The 20,060-nt window shown below is 65.4% G+C and carries 16 protein-coding genes; 6 read left to right on the top strand and 10 right to left on the bottom strand.

The annotated features are described in order from the left end of the window. Window positions 1-133: 133 nt before the first annotated feature. On the bottom strand, window positions 134-631 hold the full coding sequence (locus ACXZ1M_RS16310; RefSeq protein WP_459048716.1) for a winged helix-turn-helix transcriptional regulator: 498 nt from the start codon (window positions 629-631) through the stop codon (window positions 134-136). Window positions 632-1,027: 396 nt separating this feature from the next. On the opposite strand from ACXZ1M_RS16310, the gene ACXZ1M_RS16305 reads away from it, so the two are divergent. Beyond that, window positions 1,028-1,318 (top strand): hypothetical protein, encoded by a 291-nt coding sequence (locus tag ACXZ1M_RS16305; RefSeq protein ID WP_459048715.1) that lies wholly within the window; start codon window positions 1,028-1,030, stop codon window positions 1,316-1,318. A gap of 112 nt (window positions 1,319-1,430) precedes the next feature. On the opposite strand, the gene ACXZ1M_RS16300 is transcribed toward ACXZ1M_RS16305, so the two are convergent. From ACXZ1M_RS16300 to ACXZ1M_RS16290, 3 genes are read right to left on the bottom strand one after another with little or no spacing between them, the layout of a single operon-like run. After that, complete coding sequence (locus tag ACXZ1M_RS16300) at window positions 1,431-2,441, bottom strand: Csu type fimbrial protein (protein ID WP_459048714.1); 1,011 nt, start codon at window positions 2,439-2,441, stop codon at window positions 1,431-1,433. Beyond that, a complete protein-coding gene (locus ACXZ1M_RS16295; RefSeq protein ID WP_459048713.1) occupies window positions 2,438-4,717 on the bottom strand; it encodes a fimbria/pilus outer membrane usher protein in 2,280 nt (759 codons plus the stop codon). The genes ACXZ1M_RS16300 and ACXZ1M_RS16295 overlap by 4 nt, the downstream gene beginning before the upstream one ends. 45 nt (window positions 4,718-4,762) lie before the next feature. Further along, window positions 4,763-5,491 (bottom strand): fimbrial biogenesis chaperone, encoded by a 729-nt coding sequence (locus ACXZ1M_RS16290; protein WP_459048712.1) that lies wholly within the window; start codon window positions 5,489-5,491, stop codon window positions 4,763-4,765. A gap of 184 nt (window positions 5,492-5,675) precedes the next feature. On the opposite strand from ACXZ1M_RS16290, the gene ACXZ1M_RS16285 reads away from it, so the two are divergent. Beyond that, window positions 5,676-6,464, top strand: coding sequence for a response regulator transcription factor (locus ACXZ1M_RS16285; RefSeq protein ID WP_459048711.1), 789 nt, complete (start codon window positions 5,676-5,678; stop codon window positions 6,462-6,464). A 9-nt stretch (window positions 6,465-6,473) separates the two neighbouring features. On the opposite strand, the gene ACXZ1M_RS16280 is transcribed toward ACXZ1M_RS16285, so the two are convergent. After that, complete coding sequence (locus tag ACXZ1M_RS16280) at window positions 6,474-7,691, bottom strand: M48 family metalloprotease (protein WP_459048710.1); 1,218 nt, start codon at window positions 7,689-7,691, stop codon at window positions 6,474-6,476. Between the two features lie 69 nt (window positions 7,692-7,760). Further along, on the bottom strand, window positions 7,761-9,752 hold the full coding sequence (locus ACXZ1M_RS16275) for a hybrid sensor histidine kinase/response regulator (RefSeq protein WP_459048709.1): 1,992 nt from the start codon (window positions 9,750-9,752) through the stop codon (window positions 7,761-7,763). Between the two features lie 150 nt (window positions 9,753-9,902). Between ACXZ1M_RS16275 and ACXZ1M_RS16270 the strand changes: the two genes are divergently transcribed. Next, the gene (locus ACXZ1M_RS16270; protein ID WP_459048708.1) at window positions 9,903-10,664 is read left to right on the top strand and encodes a substrate-binding periplasmic protein; all 762 of its coding nucleotides are present in this window, start codon (window positions 9,903-9,905) and stop codon (window positions 10,662-10,664) included. An 8-nt stretch (window positions 10,665-10,672) separates the two neighbouring features. Here the strand turns inward: ACXZ1M_RS16270 and ACXZ1M_RS16265 are convergent, their stop codons facing one another. The 3 genes from ACXZ1M_RS16265 to ACXZ1M_RS16255 form a co-directional block, all read right to left on the bottom strand. Continuing rightward, window positions 10,673-11,782 (bottom strand): catalase family protein, encoded by a 1,110-nt coding sequence (locus ACXZ1M_RS16265; protein WP_459048707.1) that lies wholly within the window; start codon window positions 11,780-11,782, stop codon window positions 10,673-10,675. A gap of 70 nt (window positions 11,783-11,852) precedes the next feature. Beyond that, window positions 11,853-12,965, bottom strand: a complete 1,113-nt coding sequence (locus ACXZ1M_RS16260; protein ID WP_459048706.1) for a HupE/UreJ family protein — start codon at window positions 12,963-12,965, stop codon at window positions 11,853-11,855. Next, on the bottom strand, window positions 12,949-15,069 hold the full coding sequence (locus tag ACXZ1M_RS16255; RefSeq protein WP_459048705.1) for a DUF3500 domain-containing protein: 2,121 nt from the start codon (window positions 15,067-15,069) through the stop codon (window positions 12,949-12,951). Before ACXZ1M_RS16255 ends, ACXZ1M_RS16260 begins: the two co-directional genes overlap by 17 nt. A 181-nt stretch (window positions 15,070-15,250) precedes the next feature. Here ACXZ1M_RS16255 and ACXZ1M_RS16250 point away from each other — a divergent pair, with 181 nt between their 5' ends. Continuing rightward, entirely contained in the window at window positions 15,251-16,483 is a 1,233-nt protein-coding gene (locus ACXZ1M_RS16250; RefSeq protein ID WP_459048704.1) for an MFS transporter, read from the top strand. A 6-nt stretch (window positions 16,484-16,489) separates the two neighbouring features. Here ACXZ1M_RS16250 and ACXZ1M_RS16245 read toward each other — a convergent pair whose 3' ends face one another. Continuing rightward, entirely contained in the window at window positions 16,490-18,133 is a 1,644-nt protein-coding gene (locus ACXZ1M_RS16245) for a right-handed parallel beta-helix repeat-containing protein (RefSeq protein ID WP_459048703.1), read from the bottom strand. Window positions 18,134-18,275: 142 nt separating this feature from the next. Between ACXZ1M_RS16245 and ACXZ1M_RS16240 the strand changes: the two genes are divergently transcribed. Together ACXZ1M_RS16240 and ACXZ1M_RS16235 are read left to right on the top strand one after the other, a co-directional pair. Then, window positions 18,276-19,220: a dihydrodipicolinate synthase family protein gene (locus tag ACXZ1M_RS16240; protein ID WP_459048702.1), complete on the top strand. Its 945-nt coding sequence runs from the start codon at window positions 18,276-18,278 to the stop codon at window positions 19,218-19,220. Then, the gene (locus ACXZ1M_RS16235; RefSeq protein ID WP_459048701.1) at window positions 19,217-19,894 is read left to right on the top strand and encodes a GntR family transcriptional regulator; all 678 of its coding nucleotides are present in this window, start codon (window positions 19,217-19,219) and stop codon (window positions 19,892-19,894) included. Before ACXZ1M_RS16240 ends, ACXZ1M_RS16235 begins: the two co-directional genes overlap by 4 nt. The last annotated feature ends 166 nt before the right edge of the window (window positions 19,895-20,060 follow it).

Genomic DNA, 20,060 nt, shown 5'->3' with positions numbered 1-20,060 from the left:
GCAGAGAGGCCTGACGGCCTCCCTTAAGTGCCTGATATCAAAGCGTTTTTAGTTCCCGTTAGAAACTTGTTTAACGAAAGCAACACCAAGCGCCGCCTTGCCAATGATCGTTTTGGCAAGGCGGCGACGGTGCTCAGGTGCCGGCCGGACGGTTGATCTGCACCAGGCGGGTCCGCATTCCCTCCGTGGCGGCCGGGCCCGGTGCGAACATATAGTCCTCGTCGTTGATGGCCAGGCCGCTGTTGGCGTCCACCAGCACCTGGTCGGCCGGCTTGCCGGTCTCGCGGCTCACCACCAGCAGGCTGGCGCCTTCCGGCGCCAGGTGGTCGTTGCCCCAAGCGACGAAGGCCAGCAGCACCGGCTTGAAGTCACGGCCGGCCTTGGTCAGCAGGTATTCATAGCGTGGCGGCCGCGCGCTGTACTGGCGGCGCTCCATCAGCCCGCCTTCGACCAGCCCGGCCAGGCGGCGCGTCAGCATGTTCGGGGCGATCTTCAGGCTCTTTTCGAACTCGTCGAAGCGGGTCAGTCCATAGAAGGCGTCGCGCAGGATCAGGATGCTCCACCACTCGCCTACTTTACCCAGGCTGCGAGCGATCGGACACGGCATGCTGCCAAAGTCGGTATGTTTCATTTTTCTACTCCTCAAAGGGTGCTCGGGGGGTTACTTGCAAGTTAGATGCAATAAAGTGTGACTTTTTTAGGTGATGCGACCTGCGTGACAATGTGTGTATATTTGAGCGTCAATTTGGTCTCCTCTTTTGTCCTGCGGTTTGACATATTTCTCCTATGAAAACTCCCGGTTTTTGGCACTTTTCAGACTGGCTCAACTGAGGCTCGAAACGGCCCCGAAATCTCTCCGAAAATCACTTTGTTTCCACAAGTAAATTTCTGTGTAGAATGTGAACATTCGCGAGAGTGTTCTTTCAGGATAAGATTCTTCCTGTAGATTAACTTTCGCGGCTGGTGATTACCTCAACGACGTAAGCACCTAAACAAAATGCCGCGCACCTCAAAAACGTGTGTAAATATGAAAACTTTCACTCAAATCATCGCAATCACGCTGTGCAGCCTGCCGCTGCTGGCCAATGCCGCCGGTAAATCCTCCAGCGCCGCCATGCAGGTGAGCTTTGAGGTCAAGGAATCCTGCACCGTCCAGACCGCCGACAAAGCCGCCAAGGCCGCGCCAGCAGTCACCTGCCAGCTCAAGACCCCTTACCAGCTGCGCGATGCCGCACCGGCCGCCGCTGCCGCCACCGACGCCAAAGCCGGCGCCATCCGCCAGGAAGCCGCTCCCGGCGAGTGGACCCTGTACTTCTGATTCAAATCCCGCTCAATTAAGCTCCGTCGTTCCCGCGCAGGCGGGAACCCATGTTGAGCTTGTCCCGCAAATGCCGCCTGGATTCCCGCTTTCGCGGGAATGACGGCGGTGTTCAAAACTGCACCGTCGCCGTAATCGTGTCCTTGTAATCCCCCGGCGACGGCGTGGTTTGCGACGGCACCCGGCCGAACACCTTCACCGTCGCGCTGCTGCCGTCTCCCGTCCCCGTCACCACCACCGTCCCGCTGCCGCCATCGCCCCAGTTCGTCCCATCGAGCGTGTTGGAGAGCTGGTAGGACACGGTTTCCGCATTGCTCAGCTTTTTCATCTTGCGCGCCGTCGTCGAGCCGGCATTGTCGCCATACGACAGCAAGATCCGGTAAGCCGTGCTGTTGCTGCAGCGGATGTTCATGTTCGCGGTCGAACGCAGGGTGCTGGTCAGCAGGCTGGCGTCGGGGAAGGTCAGCGCGCCGACGCTGATGTTGCAATCGTTGATCACCCGGCCGCGCACCTGGAACGGAATCGCCACCGTCGGTCCCAGCGCACAGGCCTGCGTCGCGCCGATAAAGAAGATGTACTGCATCAGCCCGCTGCCGCTGCCGAAATCCGAAGTCAGCGTCAGGTCGTCCGCGCCCACCGCGTTGGCCGACAGGGTGGCGTCGGCGGTCAGTTTGCCGTACAGCGGAATCACCTGCGACAGCGCGCCGACACCGCCGGTCTTGGTCATGGAAAAGGTGATCGGCGTGGACGCCGTGCTGGTGCCGACCCAGCCGCCCCAGATCTTGGACGCCGCATAGGTGGCGTCGGTGTAGATGTTGTAGTTGGCCTTGATCGCGCCGTTGCCGATCTGGCGCGGCGCCGTCACCGTGGTGGAGGAATTGCTGCCAGCGCCCAGGTACAGGCACACCGTCACGTTCGGCGTCAGCAGATTGGTGAGGAAGTTGGTCCAGGTGCAGGTGACGGTCATGTTGACCGAACTGGCGAACACGTCGCTGGAGGAAATCGAGCTGACGTTGGGAAACACGATGTCGCTGGGCGTGATGGTGCAATTGTCGGCGCGCGCCTGGCCGGCCAGCAGCGCCAGCAACAGGCCCAGCAGCATGGTCCAGCGGCGCGCCATCATTGCACGCCCCGGCAGCTGTACGGGCCCAGCGTCGGCATCGCGTTGCCCTTGACCGCGACATAGGGAAACTCGATCAGGCACGGCTTGCCGTCCAGCTCCAGGCGCAGATGGTTGAGCGGCTGCAGATGGTCGATGAAGGCCACGCCGTCGTAGCCGACCACCGTGCTGTCGCCGCTTTCCACGTGCAGCACCGACACGCCGGCCGCCAGCGGCTTGCCGGCGCCGTCATGCAGAATCACGCTGGCGGCCGAGTAGGTCTCCACCGGGAAGCGCACCAGCACGCCCGAGCCGCGCGCCGGCACCACGCCGCGGCCGGTGCTGGCGATGCGGGCGTCGAGCGGCAGCTTGCTCGGATCGATGCCGATCTGGTTGCTCAGGTAGGGATTCAGGTTGGGCACCAGCAGATAGCCGGCGCTGCTGGTCTTGCCGATCACCTGGTTTTCCTGCAGCACCGGCACGCCGCCGACGCCGTCGGTCGACACCAGCGCGAAGCCGCCGCCGACCTGGCGTGCCGCGTGCACGCTGCCATCCATCATCACCAGCGCGCCGGTGACATCGAGCGAGGTGTTGCGCCGGCCGCCGGTCTCCTGCACCAGCGCGGTGACCTGGCCGTAGTTGCCCAGATACGTGCCCTGCGCCGCGCGCAAGGTGGCGCCGTTGTTGTTGAGGGACTGCAGGCCCCAGCCGAAGCCGCCACCATAACCGGCCGAGCGCCCTATGGTGGTGGTGGTGCTGCGCACATCGTTTTGGCGGCTGCGGCTGACGCTGGCGGAAACGCGGTCGCCGAAGCTGCCGCTGACGCTGAAGAACACGCCGCGCGCCTTGTCGTCGAGGGCATCGCGGAAGGCGCTCACGCTGAAGAACAAGCCCCAGCCCAGGCTGGCCGAGTACGACAACGCCCTCACCCGCGCCGGCGGTACCAGCGGCGAGCGCAGGTTGATCATGCTCAGGCCCAGGCCGTGCCCGGCGAACAGCGACAGGTTCAGCGTCACGCGGTCGCTGGCGCGCACGCCGGCGGCGCCGTCCAGCGTGCCGAGGTCGCTGTAGCCGGCGCTGGCGCGCAGCGACTGCAGGTCGATGCTGAAGCGCGGGCTCAGATATTGGTAGCCGAGCGTGGCCTGGCCGCCGCGCCGGCTGGCGCCGTTGCCGTCGCCGCCGCTGCCGGCCAGCGAGGCGCTGACCACGCCGGCCTGCCCCAGCCGCCACAGCAGGCCGCCGCCACCATTGATCAGGCCGTTGCCGCCCTCGCCGTGCGTCTCCACCGTCAGGCTGTCGCCGACGCCGTGACGCAGCGAACCGCTGACCACCGGCGTGCGCGCATAGCCGAAGGAATCGGTGGTGTAACGCCGCCGCAGCACGCCCAGCTCGACCGAGTAATCGGTCAAGCCCTCGGCCAGCATGCGGGTATCGACGTACAGCGGCAAGGTGGTGCTGATGGCGCGCCCGGCCGGATCGCGCGTGACCAGCGTGGCCTGGCCGGCGCCGTTGATGCCGGCCACCTGGTTGATGATGAAGGGACCGGACGGCACCGCCGTCTCCACCTGGCGCACGCCGTTGATGTAGAGCGTGACCGCGCTCGGCACCACGGCCGAACCGGACAGCGCGGCGGCCGGGAAGGTCAGCAGGTCGGGCCGCAGGTCGAAGCTGCGCTTCCACTGCACGCCGCCCATGCGCAGCGAGCGCGACCAGGTCAGCGAGGAGGAGATCAGGTCGCCCACGGTCCAGGTTTCCAGGGTGTCGGGATCGGCGTGCACCCAGGCCGTATCGAAGCGCACGTACTGGCGCAGCTGGCGGCTGAGGTTGACGGTGCCGGTGCTGGTCAGCACGCCGTTGGCGTTGAAGTAGCGCAGCTCGTGGCTGATCACGCTGCTGCGGTTGCGGCCCAGCACGCTGAAGGCGTCATAGTTGAGCACCGCGCCCGGCGTCACCGTGGCGACGTCGGGCTTGCGCACGCTGCGCCCGGACAAGGCCAGCGGCGCGCGCAAGGCGTCGTCGATGCGCAGCGCAATGCTCTGGCGCGCGGCGTCGTAGGCGTAGCTCAGGCCCTTGATGCCGTCGAGGTCGAACTGCTCCAGCTGCTCCACGCCGAACAGCTTGGGATCGAGCTCGAGATCGCGCAGATTCTGCACGGAACTGCGCAGCCCCGAGCTCTTGCCACGGGTAAAACGCAGTATCAGGCCGGTCGATTCGCCGTTCAAGACTACCTCCAGAAAAAGCTCTTCCTCTTGCGGTGGCGGCGCCGGCGGCGTCTGCGCCAGCACGCCACTCATGAACATCCATGTCCAACACCATAGGCAGAACCAGCGCCGCGCCATCCGGGCTTAGTCCACCCTGGACACGGTACTGGCGCTCGACGGCCGGGCATTGATGTTGGCTTTCACCGCCAATGTCCCGTTCAGATCGGCATCGCCAGGCGTGGGCAAGCGCCATTCACGCACCTTTCCCGCCAGCACATACCCAAACAAGCCCGGCGCAATCACAAACTGCTGCCCGGCGGCGTTGCTCAGTTCCAGCGCGCCGATCTGTGCGCGCTGGGTGCCGCTATTACGGACCCGCAACATCCAACCACCTTCTTTCCGGTACACCGCCCAGGCCAGCGCCGGCGCCGCGCGGTCGTCCGCCGGCAGCACGAACAGCGGCACCGAGTAGCGCAAGCGGATATCGACGCCGCTGCCCGGCGTGTTCTCTTCCTTGGGAATTTCATCGATCAGGATGCGGTAGCACAGCTCGCTGACCGGCAGCTGGTCGCTGCGCCGCACCAGCCGGATCACCTGGCTGGTCTTCGGCGCGATCTGGATGATCGGCGGGCTGGCCACCACGTCCTGGGTCGGCGTCAGCACGTCGTCGCCGTCCTTCTGCTCCCACTGGTAGACCCGCACCTGGCCGTACACCGGCGTCTCGCCCAGGTTTTGCATATTGATGCCGGCCGCGCCCTGTCCGGCGCGCAGGTTGATCATCACCGGCGAAATCTGCAAATTCGCAGCGAGCGCCGGCCACGCCAGCACTTGTGCCATCATCAGCCCTGCGATCCATGCGCGTGCCCCAGTCATCCGGCCTCCAAGGTTGCCCTCGCTCAACTCGGTTCCATTATTAGTGATCTGAAAAAATCATGCTTTTGGTGGAAGAGACAACTATTTTGCAAGCGTAGAAAACTATCAAAAATATTTCCAGGATAGGCGTAATAAACAACAACAGGAAGTGATAAAATTTTATTAACCAGCCGCCGGGGGCGCCATGCCGACTACCCTAGAACACAACCGTGCCAAAATTCTCATCGTGGATGATTCCGCGTTTGAGCAGCGCATGCTGGTGGACCTGCTCAGTGAGCTGCCGTACAAGGTGTCGGTCGCCTTCAACGGGCTGCAGGGCTACCAACTGGCTGTGGCCAACCGGCCGGACCTGATCCTGCTTGACGTGCGCATGCCGAATATGGACGGATACACGGCCTGCCGCCTGCTCAAAGCCAATCCGGTGACCGAGGACATCCCGGTGATCTTCCTCAGCGGCGCCGACGCCGACGACGACCGCATCCTCGGCCTGTCGATTGGCGGCGTCGACTACGTCTCCAAGCCCTTCTCGCCGGGCGAACTGGCGGCGCGCATCCAGGTGCACCTGAACTTGGCCAAGCGCCAGCAGCAGGCGCCCGCCACCGAGGCCGACGATGAACAACCACTGGAAGCCGAAAGCGATCCTGACGCGGTGCTGGTCAACGCCGTCAAGCGCCTGATCACCGACAACCTGGCGGCGCTGCCGGGGCTGGCGGAAATCGCCCGCAGCGTCGGCACCTACCGGGAAAAACTGTCGCAGGTGTTCCGCGAACAAACCGGCATGACGGTGTTCGGCTTCATCCGCGAGGAACGCATCCGTCGCGGCGAGGAATTATTGAAGGACACCGATATCGACGTGCAGGACATCGCGCTGCTGATCGGTTTCAACAACGCAGGAAATTTCGCCACCGCCTTCCGCGAACGCATGGGCGTGACGCCCACCGCCTACCGCCACGCCATCCACAAGAAAGCTTAGTGGGGAAACTTAATTGAGGTCGCGCCGGCACTCGGCCGGCAGCACGCGCGCGGGGATCTCGTCGCTGGCGCATTGCCAGACCACGCGCTTGTTCTCATCCACGCTGGGCTTGAACGCGATGGCCTTGCCGCGATAATTGAGGTCGGATGGGAACACCCGCACCATGCCGTTACCGGCATCGACGGTGATGTCCTGCACCACATGGCTGGGATCATCCATGGCATAGCCGGCCTGCTCCAGCGTGGCCGGGCCGCGGCCGTTGGCGTAGAAATAGCGCTCCACCGCCGCCGTCGCTCCGTGTCCCACGCTGACCGCCTGCGCCATGCGCGCCTTGGCCGTGTATTCGCCGTAGGCCGGCACCGCCACCGCCGCCAGCACGCCGATCAAGGCCACCAGCGCCAACACCGAACCGGCACCGCCGACGCCCAGGCGCGGCACGCACAGCGCCAGCAGGTAGGCCAGGCCGTGGCGTCCCGGCGCCGGCGCCTCGTTGCCCTGCGCCAGCGCGCGCACCACCGCCATGCGCTTGACCAGCCACGGGTAGTCACCCACCAGTTCGTGGAACGACATCCAGAAGCCGCTGCTCTGCTGCGCCTGTGCGGTGTAGTTGCTCACGCTCAGCTGGCGCCAGCGCTTACCGCCGGCCGCCAGCGCGGCCAGCCCGACCTGCGCACTTTTCAGGTCGTCGCAGGCGTGGAAACCATGACGGTCGCAGGTGTACTCGCGGGCGCGCGCATAGGCCGCGCCCAGCAACGGCAACACCGCCGCCGGCGCCAGCAGCGCCGACCAGCGCAGGTGGTTGCGCTTGATGTGGCCGATCTCGTGGCCGATGTAGAAATTGATGGCGTCCGGACGGTCTTCCAGCGCATCGACCACGTCGGAATACAGGACGATGAAATTGGTGCCGAGGAAGCGCGTGGCAAAGGCGTTGAAGGCGCCGCCCATCTGCAGCAGGTAGGCTTCCGGCACTTGCTCCAGGCCCAGGCGCTGGCAGCACGCTTCGATGCGCTGATGCAGGTCGGGAAATTGCGCCGGCGTGATCTGCACCGCCGTGCCCTTGAGGTAGGACACCAGCGCCGATTGCGCGAAGCAGTAGCTGATGAAGAACAGCAGCAGGTACAGCAGCGCCATGCCGGCCGTGAAGATCACCAGCGCCGCCCAGATCAGCAGCGACAGGGCCGCCATGATGCCGAACAGCGTGTTTTCATTCCTGTAGATCAGATTCATGCGGCTCCCGGCGCGGTAAAAGTTTCCCGGAAGCTATTCTAATCGTCAATTTACGAAAAATGCAACTCTTTATGACAACGAAATTTGTAAATCCGCGATATTGATCGGTTTCACCAGGTGGGCAGCAAAGCCGGCCTCGCGGCTGCGCGTCTTGTCGTGCTCCTGGCCGTAGCCGGACAGGGCCACCAGTTTGAGGCCGGGACCGTCCGGCAGCTTGCGCAGGTGGCCGGCCAGTTCGAAGCCGTCCATGCCGGGCAGACCGATGTCGAGGATGGCCACCTCCGGCATGCCGGCGGCGGCCAGCGCGATCGCCTGGGCCGGATCGTAGGCCACGGTGGGCCGGTAGCCGAGCGCGCCCAGCAGGTCGGCCAGCGAGTCGGCCGCATCCTGGTTGTCGTCCACCACCAGCACGCGCAGGCCGGCGCCCTGCTCCGGCGGCGCGGCGTTGGTGTGCACCACCGGCGCCGACGCCTCGCCCACCACCGAATCCGGCAGGGTGAGGGTGAAGGTGCTGCCGCGCCCTTCGCCGGCGCTGTAGGCGCTGACTTCGCCGCCGTGCATCTGCACCAGGTTGCGCACCAGCGCCAGCCCGATGCCGAGGCCGCCCTTGGCGCGGTCCAGCTGGCGGTTGCCCTGCACGAACAGATCGAAAATATGCGGCAACAGCGCCGGCGCGATGCCGTTGCCGTCGTCGGTGACCTGGATCTGCACCGTATTGCCCTTGATGCGCGTGCCCAGCGTGACGTGGCCGCCGGCCGGCGTGTAGCGCGCCGCGTTGCTCAGCAGGTTGGACACCACCTGCGCCAGCCGCGCCGGATCGCCGTGCCAGCGCACGGTGGGCACGTCGACCAGCAGCCGGTGCTGCTTCTGCTCCAGCAGCGGGCTGGCCATTTCGATGGCCTTGTTGAGCACATCGGCCAGCGGCAACGTTTCCTTGCGCAGCTCGACCTTGCCGCTGGCGATGCGCGAGACATCGAGCAGGTCGTCCACCAGCCGCACCAGATGGTCGACCTGGCGCTGGATCACGGCCTGCTCCTGCACGGTGTCGCCGCCGGCGCCGCGCAGCTTCATCAGCTTGAGCGCGGTGACGATGGGCGCCAGCGGATTGCGCAGCTCATGGCCCAGCATGGCCAGGAATTCATCCTTGGTGCGCGAGCTCAGGTTCAGGTCGACGTTCAGGCGTTCGCTCTCAGCCATGGCCTCGGCCAGCGCGCGGTCGCTTTGCAGGCGGCTCAGGGCGCCGCACACGGTGGCCGTGTATTGTTCCAGGAACTGACGATAAGCATCATCCAGCGGCAGGCGCGGCGAGACTTCGAAGGCCAGCGCCAGCTCGGCGCATAGTTGCAGCTCGGCGCCACGGATCACCAGCACCTCGCCGACGCCGCCCAGGCCGCCCGCCGCGCGCGCCAGCGCCGCTTCGCCTTGCAGCAGGCGGATGCCGAGCAGGTCGCCGGGATTGTCGCCGACCGACAGCTGCACCACGCCGTGCACGTCCTGCTCGCAGCGGCAGTCGAGCAGACGACGCCCCAGCAGGTCAAGCGTGTGACGGCGGCGCTCGGCCAGCACCTGCGCGGTGGTTTCGGTGCACACCACCAGCACGCCGCCGACTTCGTCCAGTTCGTTGAACACGGGGGTGTAGGTGTAGCTCCAGAATACGTCTTCGATGCGGCCGTTGCGGTAAATGGGCACCAGGTTATTTTCATACCAGCGCGCCTCGCCGCCGCTGCGCACGTCGGCGATCTGCGGGCCGATGATGGGCCAGATCTCCGGCCAGCACGCACGCCCGGCCTGCCCCAGCGCCGCCGGATGCTTGCCAAGGCCGAAGCACGGCACGTAGGCATCGTTATAAATCTGCGTCAGCTCCTCGCCCCACCACAGGAACATCGGGTTCACCGCGTGCATCACCACGCTGACGGCGCTGCGCAGCGAGGCCGGCCAGCCGTCGATGGCGCCCAGCGGCGTGTCGTCCCAGCGATGCGCCTGCACCATCTCGCGCATGGGGGTGCCGCTGCCGATGAAGCGTGGCGAGGTGGAGCACGGCGTGACAGACTGGGCCAGCATAGAGATTTTTCCAAGATTGAAAGTCAGATACTATCAACTGTACCGTACGGCGGCGCACAATAGGTGTCTGTCCGGTAGGAAATCTCTGTACGCTTGACATTCCGCGCACATCTGGCAAATTGTAGCCATAGATCAAGAAAGGGTTGCGCCATGCAAGCGCGTTACGTGTTATCCGCCATTGCCGTGTTCGGCATGGCCGCGCAGGCCTCGGCATGTCAGCTCAGCATGGCGCTGGAGCAATGGCCGCCCTACCTGTACACCCAGCCGAACGCCGCGCCGGCGGGGCTGGATTGGGAACTGGCCCAGGCCATTTTCAAGGAAGCGGGCTGTACGCTCGAGTTGCGGCCGGAACTGCCGACCGCGCGCCGCCAGCGCCTGTTCGAACAGGGCAAGCTGGACCTCATGCTATCCGCCTCGCACACCGCCGAACGGCGCCGCTACGCGCGGTTCAGCATCGCCTACCGGCACGAGACCGTGGGCGTATTCTCGCGCGGCAACGCGCAGCGCCGCTACCAGCACGTCAACAGCTTCGACGTGCTGATCAAGGACCAGCTGTCGCTGCTGGCGCCCAAGGTGGGCTGGTACGGCGCCGGCTATGCGCGCGCGCAGCCCGGTCTGGCCGTGCAAGGCAAGCTCAGCACCTTCACCAATTTTCAACAGGGATTGCGCATGCTGGACGCCGGCCGGGCCGACCTGATCCTGGGCGACAGCGGCGCCCTGCGCCACGAGGCCAAGGCGCAAGGCATCACGATCAGCGCGCTGCCGTTGGTGGCGATGCGCGCCCCGGTGCATCTGATGCTGAACAAAGCCAGCACCACCCAGGCGGAACTCGACCGCATCAACGCCGCCATCACCCGCCTTGAACACCAGGGCGTGCTGGGCGCGATTCGCAGCCGCTATGGCGAGCCGTAGTCAGCGGCTCAGTGTTCGCGCCACTGGTCGAGGTTGTGCGGCTCGGCCACCGGTGCGCGGTTGCGCTCGGCGCGGAAGCGGGCCGAGGCGGCATACACGGCGCGCCGCACCCGCATGATGGAGCCGAGCGGCCGGTGCGCGGCAATGCAGTGCCAGGGATTGAACTGCATGCCATCGTCGACCAGCACCGACAGGCCATGCGTCCAGCCGGCTTGCGCGGGAGCGCTCAGGCGCGCCACGGTCACCCAGTCGCTGGTCCACTCCACTGTGGGGTCTTCGATCGGCATGGCGGCCAGGTCGGTGCATAGCTGCACGCGCAGCTCCCACTCGGCGCTGTGCTCGGTCATGAAATCGACCACGGCCGCGCGCACGCCGTTGGGCTTGTGTTCCAGATCGACCGGCTGGTCTTTGAGCGCGCGCAGTGCCGGCGATACCGGCACCAACGACAACTTGGCCATGTGGCGACCGTACAGGATCGGCACCACGGTAAAGAAGGTCTCGCCGAGGATATTGGTTTCGGCGTGGCCGCCCAGGCCTTTCAGCGTGGCGCTCTCGCCGCCGACCGCCTCCACCACTTTTTCCACGCCACGCAAGGCGGCCGACAACGCCTTCTTCAGGCCGGGGGCCTTGTCGGTGGTGGAGGCCAGCAGCTTGACGCTGCCGAGGAATTTCTTGGCCGTGGGCGCCTGGAAGATCGGGCCGTTGACCATCACAAAGTCCTGCGTGACATCACCTTCGCCGTCCTCCAGGCGTGCGCCCGGCACGCCGACGATCTTGATCGCCATGCCGCGTGGGGTCGAGACTTTATCGTCCAGCATGTCGCCGGGCGTGGTCGAGAGCCGCATCACCACCGGCCAGGCGGCGCCGGCATGGCTGAACAGCCCTTGCGCGTAATCGGGCGGCAGGTTGTCGAGCACGCGCAGCTCGCCGCGCAGGATGCCGTGGCTCTTGGCGTGCACGCCGCGATGGGCGTGGCCGGTGTCGTCGTCGACGGTGGCGGCGATGTGATGCATGGCCTCGATCAGGCCGGTGACCGTTTCGGCCTCGTCTTCTTCCGGTACTTCATACGACGGGTCGTATGACAGGGGTTGGTGCAAGTGGCGGGTAGGGAAATCCATGGGGCGTCCTTGTTGGGTGGCTCGCCCCATCTTCGCCCTGCCCGCTCCGCGCGTCTGTGGTGTGACGCACTCACACGCGCTGCGCCATCCAGATCACGGCCATGGCCGCCGACAGCAGCGCGGCCGCCTGCCGCACGCGCCGGTAGGATGGCCGGCGCGCCAGCAATATCAGCAACGGTGCGGCCAGCAGGATGATCAAGGTCTGCATCGCTTCGATGCCGAGGTTGAACGACAACACGCCGGCCACCAGCCGCGCGCCATTCAGCTGCAGCTCGCGGATGGCTGTGGCGAACGCCTGCCCGTGCACCAGGCCGAAGCCGAAGGCGATCCAGGCTTCGCGACGCGGGAAGATCGGCCGCCATGCATGTACCGCCGAAAACAGGATCGACAGTGCAATCGCAAATTCCACCGGCTGTTCCGGCAACTGGATGGTGCCCAGCGCGCCCAGCATCAAGGTGATCGAGTGGCCCAGCGTGAATGCGGTGACCACTTTCAGCAGGTAGACCAGCAGATGGCGCGCGCCGCCGTAACCGGCCCAGTTGCCATCCTTGACCAGCAAGGCGGCCGGCAGCAACAGCGTCAGCAGGAACAGCAGATGGTCGGTGCCTTCGGCGATATGGTTCATGCCCAGTTGGAACAAGTCGCCAACACCACTCCACCAGCGTGGATCGGCGCCGCGCACTTCCAGGCTGCGCTGGCCGTAGTGCAGCGTGCCCAGCACGTGCGACGGCGCATCCGGCCCGCTGCGCAAGGCCACCACGGTCAGATGGCTGGGCACCTGGTGCGCGATGGCGTCGTCGCCGAAGGTGAAGCGGTCCAGTGGAGCGCCGGCTGGCGGCCGCAGCGTCATGGTCGCCAGCAGATCGGCCGGTTGCTGCGACAACATCCAGCGCAGGCGTTCCACCTTGACCACCCACGCCCGCCCGTCCGGCGCCACCGGACGGATATGGGCCGCGAGGTAGGCGGCCATGTCGGCATCGCCCTGCGCGTAGGCTTTCGGCAGGCCGCCGGGCAGCGCCAGCTTCAGTTCATCCAGCGGTAGCACCAGCTCGGCGCGAATGAAGTCCTGGCCGCTTTCCAGCAACACTTCCGACTGCGGCGACGGATGCGCCACTGCCGCAGTCCACACGCCGGCCCACAGCAGGATGCAGGCCGCGATCAGGCGCTTAGAAACTGCCGCCATAGTCGTTGGTCTTGTCGCGCCAGATGGTGTGATAGTGGACGTCGGTGCCGTAAACGATGCCCTGCTGCACCACGAACTCGATCCACACGCGCGGGCCGTCGATGCGGATATACGAACGCTGCGCTTCCAGCGGCGACGCCAGCGAATTCGGATACGCGCTGAAGTCGGCCTTCACGCCGTTCTGGCCGACGCCGTAACCAACATAGGTGGCGGCCAGCGCATCGTCAGCCAGGTAGGCGCCCAGCAAGGCGGCGGCGACATCGGAGGCCTGCGTGTTGACCCACGCTTCAATCGCCGTCCGCACATAGGTCTGCTGCTTGGCGTTCATGGCCGAGTATTGCAGGCCACGGCCGCTGGTCGGATACACCAGCGATTTGAAGTTGCCATCGCTGTTGCCGGATGCGCCCATGATCACATCGGTAAAGGTGCCTGGCAGTTTGGCCGCTGCCGCACTGGCGCTGTCGGCGTAGATCGCTTCGGCCAGGTTGTAGACGGCGGCGCGCTGCTTCTCCATCGGCGCATGCTGCTTGCCGGCGCTGCCGGCGTTGGCTTTGACGTTCACCGTGCCGTCGGCGCCCACCGTCCAGTTGGGCGGCTCGACGCCGACGAAGTTCGGCGTGGCGCTGACCTTGCCGGTGTTGTAGGTGATGTTGTAGGCCAGATGGTGGCCGGCGATCTGCAAGATCCAAGGCGAGGTCGCCGACGGCGTGCCGACGAAGGCGATCGAATACAGGTCGGTGCCGTAGTCCAGCGCGAAGCCGGTGCCGCCCGCCCCTGCACCTGCGCCGCCGCCCGGCATTGTGCCCGCACCACCGCCCGGCGCAGCGCCGGCGCCGTCGGCCGGTGGCGTGAAGGTGCCATCCGTTGGCGGCGTGAACGTGCCGTCAGCCGGCGGTGTTCCCCCGCCGCCGCCACCTGCACCACCGCCGCTCGCCATGCCACCCGCCAGCACCTGGTCCGCCGCGCGCAGCTCGTTCAGCAGCGTGATGCCACTGGCGCTCAGCGCCTTGGCGATGACGGTATTGGCCGCCGCCAGCTGGGCCGCGCTCAGGGTAGTAGTATTCAACCGCAGCCCATGGCGCGAGCCCGGCAGGTTGGTCCACTGGTTGGCATTCGCCAGCGCATAGTCGAACAGCACGGTGGTCGACGAGGTGGCGGAAGTCGCCACCGTCTTCTGATCCGCCGCCAGCGTCGCCAGGAAAGCGTTGGCCGCATTCACCACCGCCGGCGTATTGGCGCCGGCGCTGACCACATTGACCGTCAGCGCCACGCTGGAGCTGGTGGCCGTGCCGGCGGTATTGCTGACCACCACCTTGTAGTTGCCCGCGCTGTTGGCGTTGGCGGTATTGATCTTGTAGATGCGCTCGGTCGCGCCGGCAAGCGCCACGTCATTGCGATACCACTGATACGAAAGACTGACACCATTCACCGCCACCCACAAGGTGGCACCGGCGCCGGCGTTGACGGTCTGCGCCACCGGCTGCACATTGATGGCCGGCGCCGTTACCGACGACGACACCGCAATCACGGCCGCCGAACTGGTGGTGGCGCCGGCGGTGTTGGTGACCGCCACGGTATAACTGCCCGCCGCCGATGCCGCGTAGCTCGGATGGGTGGCGCCGTCGATGGCGCTGCCGTCCTTGTACCACTGATAGCCCATTTCCAGACCGTCCGCCGTCACGGACAAGGTCTGGCTGGTGCCGGTGAGGATGGTTGCGCCGGAAGGCTGCGCGGTGATCACCGGCGCGCTGATGACCGTGATCACGGCATTCGCGCTGGTAACGGAACCGGCCGACGAAGTCGTCACCACATAGTAGGTGCCGGCTTCGGTGGCGGTGTAGTTGGCGGCGGTCGCGCCGGCAATGGCAGTGCCACCCAGATACCACTGATAGCTGAGGCCGCTACCCTCAGCCACCACCGACAGCACGCTGTTGGAACCGGCGGCAATGGTCGCGGAAGCCGGCTGCAGGCTGATGGCGAGGCCGCTGGTGCTGGTGGCGGCAGTGGTCGAGGTGTTCGGATCCGAACTGCCGCTGCAGCCCGACAGCAGCAGCGACAGGGAAGTGGCGTAGACGGCAAGCGCCCGGTTCGAGATGTGCGTCATGCGCTTTCTCCAAATGTAAGGAAAGCGAACTTTAGCCAAGCATTCAGCGAAAAACTCACCCGGCGTTGCCGTTTTGCCTAGATTTACGCCCTTTAACAAGCTGGGTTGTACCGTCCCCGACGGCAGTTGCTCAAACATGCTAAGGTTGACCCCTTTTGCCCGCAGTTTTGCGTCACTTACCATGCACCACGAACAGATTTCCGACACTCCCCTCATCACCGCGCCGCACGGCGCCGGCTTGGCCAACCTGGCGTTGGCCATCGGCGGCCTGGCCATCGGCACCGGTGAATTTGCCTCGATGACCATCCTGCCGGTGGTCGCCGGCGACCTGCACGTCAGCCTGCCCGACATGGGCCACATGATCAGCGCCTACGCGCTGGGTGTGGTGTTCGGCGCGCCGCTGATCACCATCTTCCTGGCCCGCATGCCGCGCCGCGCCATGCTGATCATGCTGATGTCGCTGTACGCGGTGGGCAACCTGCTGAGCGCCGCCGCGCCGGGCTACGGCTCGCTGATCGTGGCACGCTTCATCGCCGGCATTCCGCACGGCGCCTACTTCGGCGTGGCCGCGCTGGTGGCAGCCGCCATGGCGGTGCCGGAAAAGCGCGCGCAGGCGGTGTCGCGCGTGCTGCTGGGCCTGACCATCGCCAACGTGTTCGGCGTGCCGCTGGCCACCTGGGTGAGCCAGGGCTTCGGCTGGCGTTCGACCTTCCTGGTGGTGGGCGTGCTGGGTGCGATCACCGCCTTCATGGTGAGCCGCTACGTGCCTTACATTGCCGCCGGCAACGCCAGTCCGCGCCGCGAACTGGGCGTATTCCGCCGCTTGCAGGTGTGGGTGACGCTGCTGATGGTGTCGGTCGGCTTCGGCGGCCTGTTTGCCGTCTACACCTACGTCACGCCGACGCTGCTGGAAGTGACCAAGGTGTCGCCGGCCATGCTGCCGGTGTTGCTGGCCCTGATGGGCGTGGGCATGACGGTGGGAAACCTGGTGGGCGGCTGGTTTGCCGACCGCTCGCGCCTGTGGACCATCTTCGGCGCGCTGGTGTGGAATGCGACCGCGCTGGCGGCGTTCTACTACACCAGCAGCAATGTCTGGGCGGTGGCGCTGAATCTGTTCGCCATCGGCTGCGGCATCGCCGTCTGCCCTGCCGTGCAAACGCGTCTGATGGACGTGGCGGGCGATGCGCAGACCGTGGCGGCCGCGCTCAACCACTCGGCCTTCAACTGCGCCAACGCCGCCGGCGCCTGGTGCGGCGGCATGGCCATCGCCCACGGCATGAGCTTGCAATCGACCGGCCCGGTGGGCGCGCTGCTGGCCTTGGGCGGCATCGTGGTGCTGGGCGTGTCGGTGCTGCTGGAGCGGCGGCAGCGTTCGGCGCCGATGCCGCTGCCTGCGCCACAAGCGGCCGCCTGACCGTACTCAGCGCCGGTAGCTGCGCTCCGCGAAACCCGTCGTTGCGAACCAGTTGCGGGCGGCGGCTTCAGGATCGAAGCTGGCTGCGGGCTGGACGATATTGGCGGCATCGCCCTCAACAAACTGCGCGGCCTTGAATTCGCTGGTGGACTGGTAGCCGTAGAAGCGGTTGCCGCTCCAGCGGATGTCGTTGTGGCGCAGCGCCGGGTTCATCACGCGGAACAAGGTGCCCGCATTGCCGCCGTGATAGAACACATTGTTGCGGATATCGCCGGCGTTCATGCTGCCCATGCCGGTGTTCTCGGCCGCCGGCGACACCAATCCCGGCTGCGAGTTCAGCAGCAGATTACCGCGCACGATGGCGCTCTGCGAGCCGGCAAACACGATAACGCGGCGGCCGTCGTTGATGCTCAGGTTATTCTCCACCACCGTGCCGGACGATTGCGCCGGATTGCCCAGACCATCGTCGCCGCAACCGCAAAACAGCATGAAGCCGCCTTCGTTGTCGTGACTGTAGTTGGCGACGACTTGCGTGTCGCGCGTGCCGAGGTCGGCGTCGAAAGCCATGCCATCGCCCGGCTCCCATGGTTGCTGGTAGCGCACGTGATGGATTTCGTTGTACTGGAAGCGCGCGCCGTCGGTGTTGATGGCCCAGGCGCCGGCGCTGTTGCCGGCGGCGCGCAGCCAGATGTCGTGCATCAGATTGGCCTCGACCAGCGGCTTGCTCGCCGTGCGCACCACAATGCCGTCGCCGCCGATGTCGTGGATGTGATTGTTGCGGAACACGATGTTGCTGGACGGCGTGTAATCGTCGGCCGCCGCCGCGCTCAGCGCCACCTCCTTGCTCTTGTACGGAGCATAGTCACCACACGGCGCACCGCCGATGCGGCACATCCACGCCGAGCGCGTCGACAGGCCGATGGCGTCCACGTGGAAAATTTCGCTGTTCTCCACCAGCACATCGTCAAAGCGCGTCTTGCGCTGATTGACGCCGTGACGCGTGATATTGAACAGGATGCCGCCAGTCTCCTTGTAGACATGCTCGCTGCCCGGCGCATCCTTCAGATAGCCGCGCACATGGTGCACATACACATCGCGCACGCGATAGTGGCTGCCGACGCCAAAGTCCTCCAGCTGCACCAGCAGGCCAACGCGCGCGCCTTCGCTGAGGCCGTCATTGGTCAGCTCCAGCCCTTCGATCTCCCAATGCTGAAGGTTGCGCAAATGAATCGCCGCCCGCGCGACCGTACCGCCATCGCTGCGGCATAGCGAACGGTAGGGACTGATGCCGCGCGCCGTGCGCGCCGCCCGCGTGATGGCCTGATCGTGATCGGCCACCCCCTCGCGGCAGCCGGCCGCAATCGCCGCCCTGCCCGCCGCGCGGTCGCCATAGCTGCCCACCACAATCGGCTGGCCCGCCACGCCGGAGCTGCCCGCCTGCGGCACGAAGCTGCCGTAGCAGGTCACACCGCGCCTGAACAAAATCCGCGTGCCGGGCGCGAAGCGCATGGCGTTCAATTGCGCCAAGCCGCCCACCACCGGCGCGGCGCTGGCGCCGGAACAATCGACCTGCACCACAGGTGCTTCGGCGGCGCTGGCCGCGCCCAATTTGAATGCAGCGATCAAGACTACCCAGCTCAATTTGCTCATGGCATCGATCCATCATAGACATTAAGTTAACGATACCATACATCCCGCCAACCCCTGCGAAATTTTCAGATTGTATAAAATATCCAAAATAGGTATGATCGCTGCACTCCCCCTCCATCCAACGCAGCCCGAAGGAAACACCATGAGCGACAACATTTTCACCGGCACCATTCCAGCCCTGATGACGCCCTGCACCGCAGAGCGCACGCCCGATTTCGACGCCCTGGTCAAAAAAGGCCGCGAACTGATTGATGCCGGCATGAGCGCCGTGGTGTATTGCGGTTCGATGGGCGACTGGCCGCTGCTGACCGAAGCGCAGCGCCAGGAAGGCGTCGCCCGCCTGGTGGCTGCCGGCGTACCGACCATCGTCGGCACCGGCGCGGTCAACTCGCAGGAAGCGGTATCGCACGCGGCGCACGCGGCCAAGGTCGGCGCCCAGGGCCTGATGGTGATTCCACGCCTGCTGTCGCGCGGCTCGTCGCCGGCGGCGCAGAAGGCGCACTTCTCGGCCATCCTGGAAGCCGCGCCAAGCTTGCCGGCGGTGATCTACAACAGCCCGTACTACGGCTTCGCCACGCGCGCCGACCTGTTCTTCGAACTGCGCGCCAAGCATCCCAACCTGATCGGCTTCAAGGAATTCGGCGGCGCGGCCGACCTGCGTTACGCGGCCGAGCACATCACCAGCCAGGACGACCAGGTCACGCTGATGGTGGGTGTGGACACGCAAGTGTTCCACGGCTTCGTCAACTGCGGCGCGACCGGCGCGATCACCGGCATCGGCAATGCGCTGCCGCGCGAAGTGCTGCATCTGGTTTCCCTGTCGCGCAAAGCGGCGGCGGGCGATGCTGTGGCTCGTCGTCAGGCGCGTGAGCTGGAGGCTGCGCTGCTGGTGCTGTCCTCGTTCGACGAAGGCACCGACCTGGTGCTGTTCTACAAATACCTGATGGTGCTGAACGGCGACACGGAATACACGCTGCACTTCAATGCCACCGACGCGCTCAGCGCCAGCCAGCGCGTCTACGCAGAAACGCAATATGCGCTGTTCCGCAGTTGGTACGCCAACTGGTCGAAAGAAGTAAACGCGTGAAAGGTATCGGCTTTGCAGTGACCACCGTCGCCGAGCAGGCGGCGGACGCCCTGCGCCGCAAGATCATGTCGGGCGAACTGCCGGAAGGCTTTTCGCTGCGGCAGGACGCCCTCGCGGCCGAGTTCGGCATCAGCCGGATTCCGGTGCGCGAGGCGCTGGTGCAGCTGGAGGGTGAAGGACTGGTGAAGATTATCGCGCACAAGGGCGCGGTGGTGTCCGGGCTGTCGATCGACGAAATCAGCGAACTGTTCATGCTGCGCAGCCTGCTGGAGCCGGTGCTGCTAAAGAAATCCGCGCCCAAGCTGACGGCGGAAGATTTCGCCGAACTGGACGCCATTCTGGCGGAATACAAGGTGGAATTGCATGCCCAGCATACGACCCGCTGGGGCGAGCTGAACACGCGCCTGCACGATTTGCTGCTGTCACGCGCAGAGCAACCACGCACTGCGGCGATCGTCGCCACGCTGCTGCAACAAACCGACCGCTACACCCGCATGCAACTGTCGTTAAGCGCCGACAGCATCCGCCAGGCGCAACAGGAACACGAAGAACTGGTGAACCTGTGCCGCACCGGCGAAGTCCGCGCCGCCGCAGCACTGCTCAAGCGCCACATCGAGCATGCCAGCAAGGATCTGGAACAATTTATTCTATCGCAGCGGCGGTCATCAAAATAATTGTGAATTTCATTCGCCGAACTACGCCGCCCTGGCAGTCGGCGAAAGGCGCTCAATCTTTGGCCGCTGTAATTGACTGGCTTGGTATAAATCGTACTCCAGCTGAATGCCAGCCCAAAGGTCCGGAGTGGTCCCCAAAGCGTCGCCCAGCCGATAAGCCATATCG

It is taken from the genome of Duganella paludis, assembly GCF_054461335.1.
Note: the sequence above shows the minus strand (reverse complement) of the source record. Positions and strands in the feature narration are given on the sequence as shown.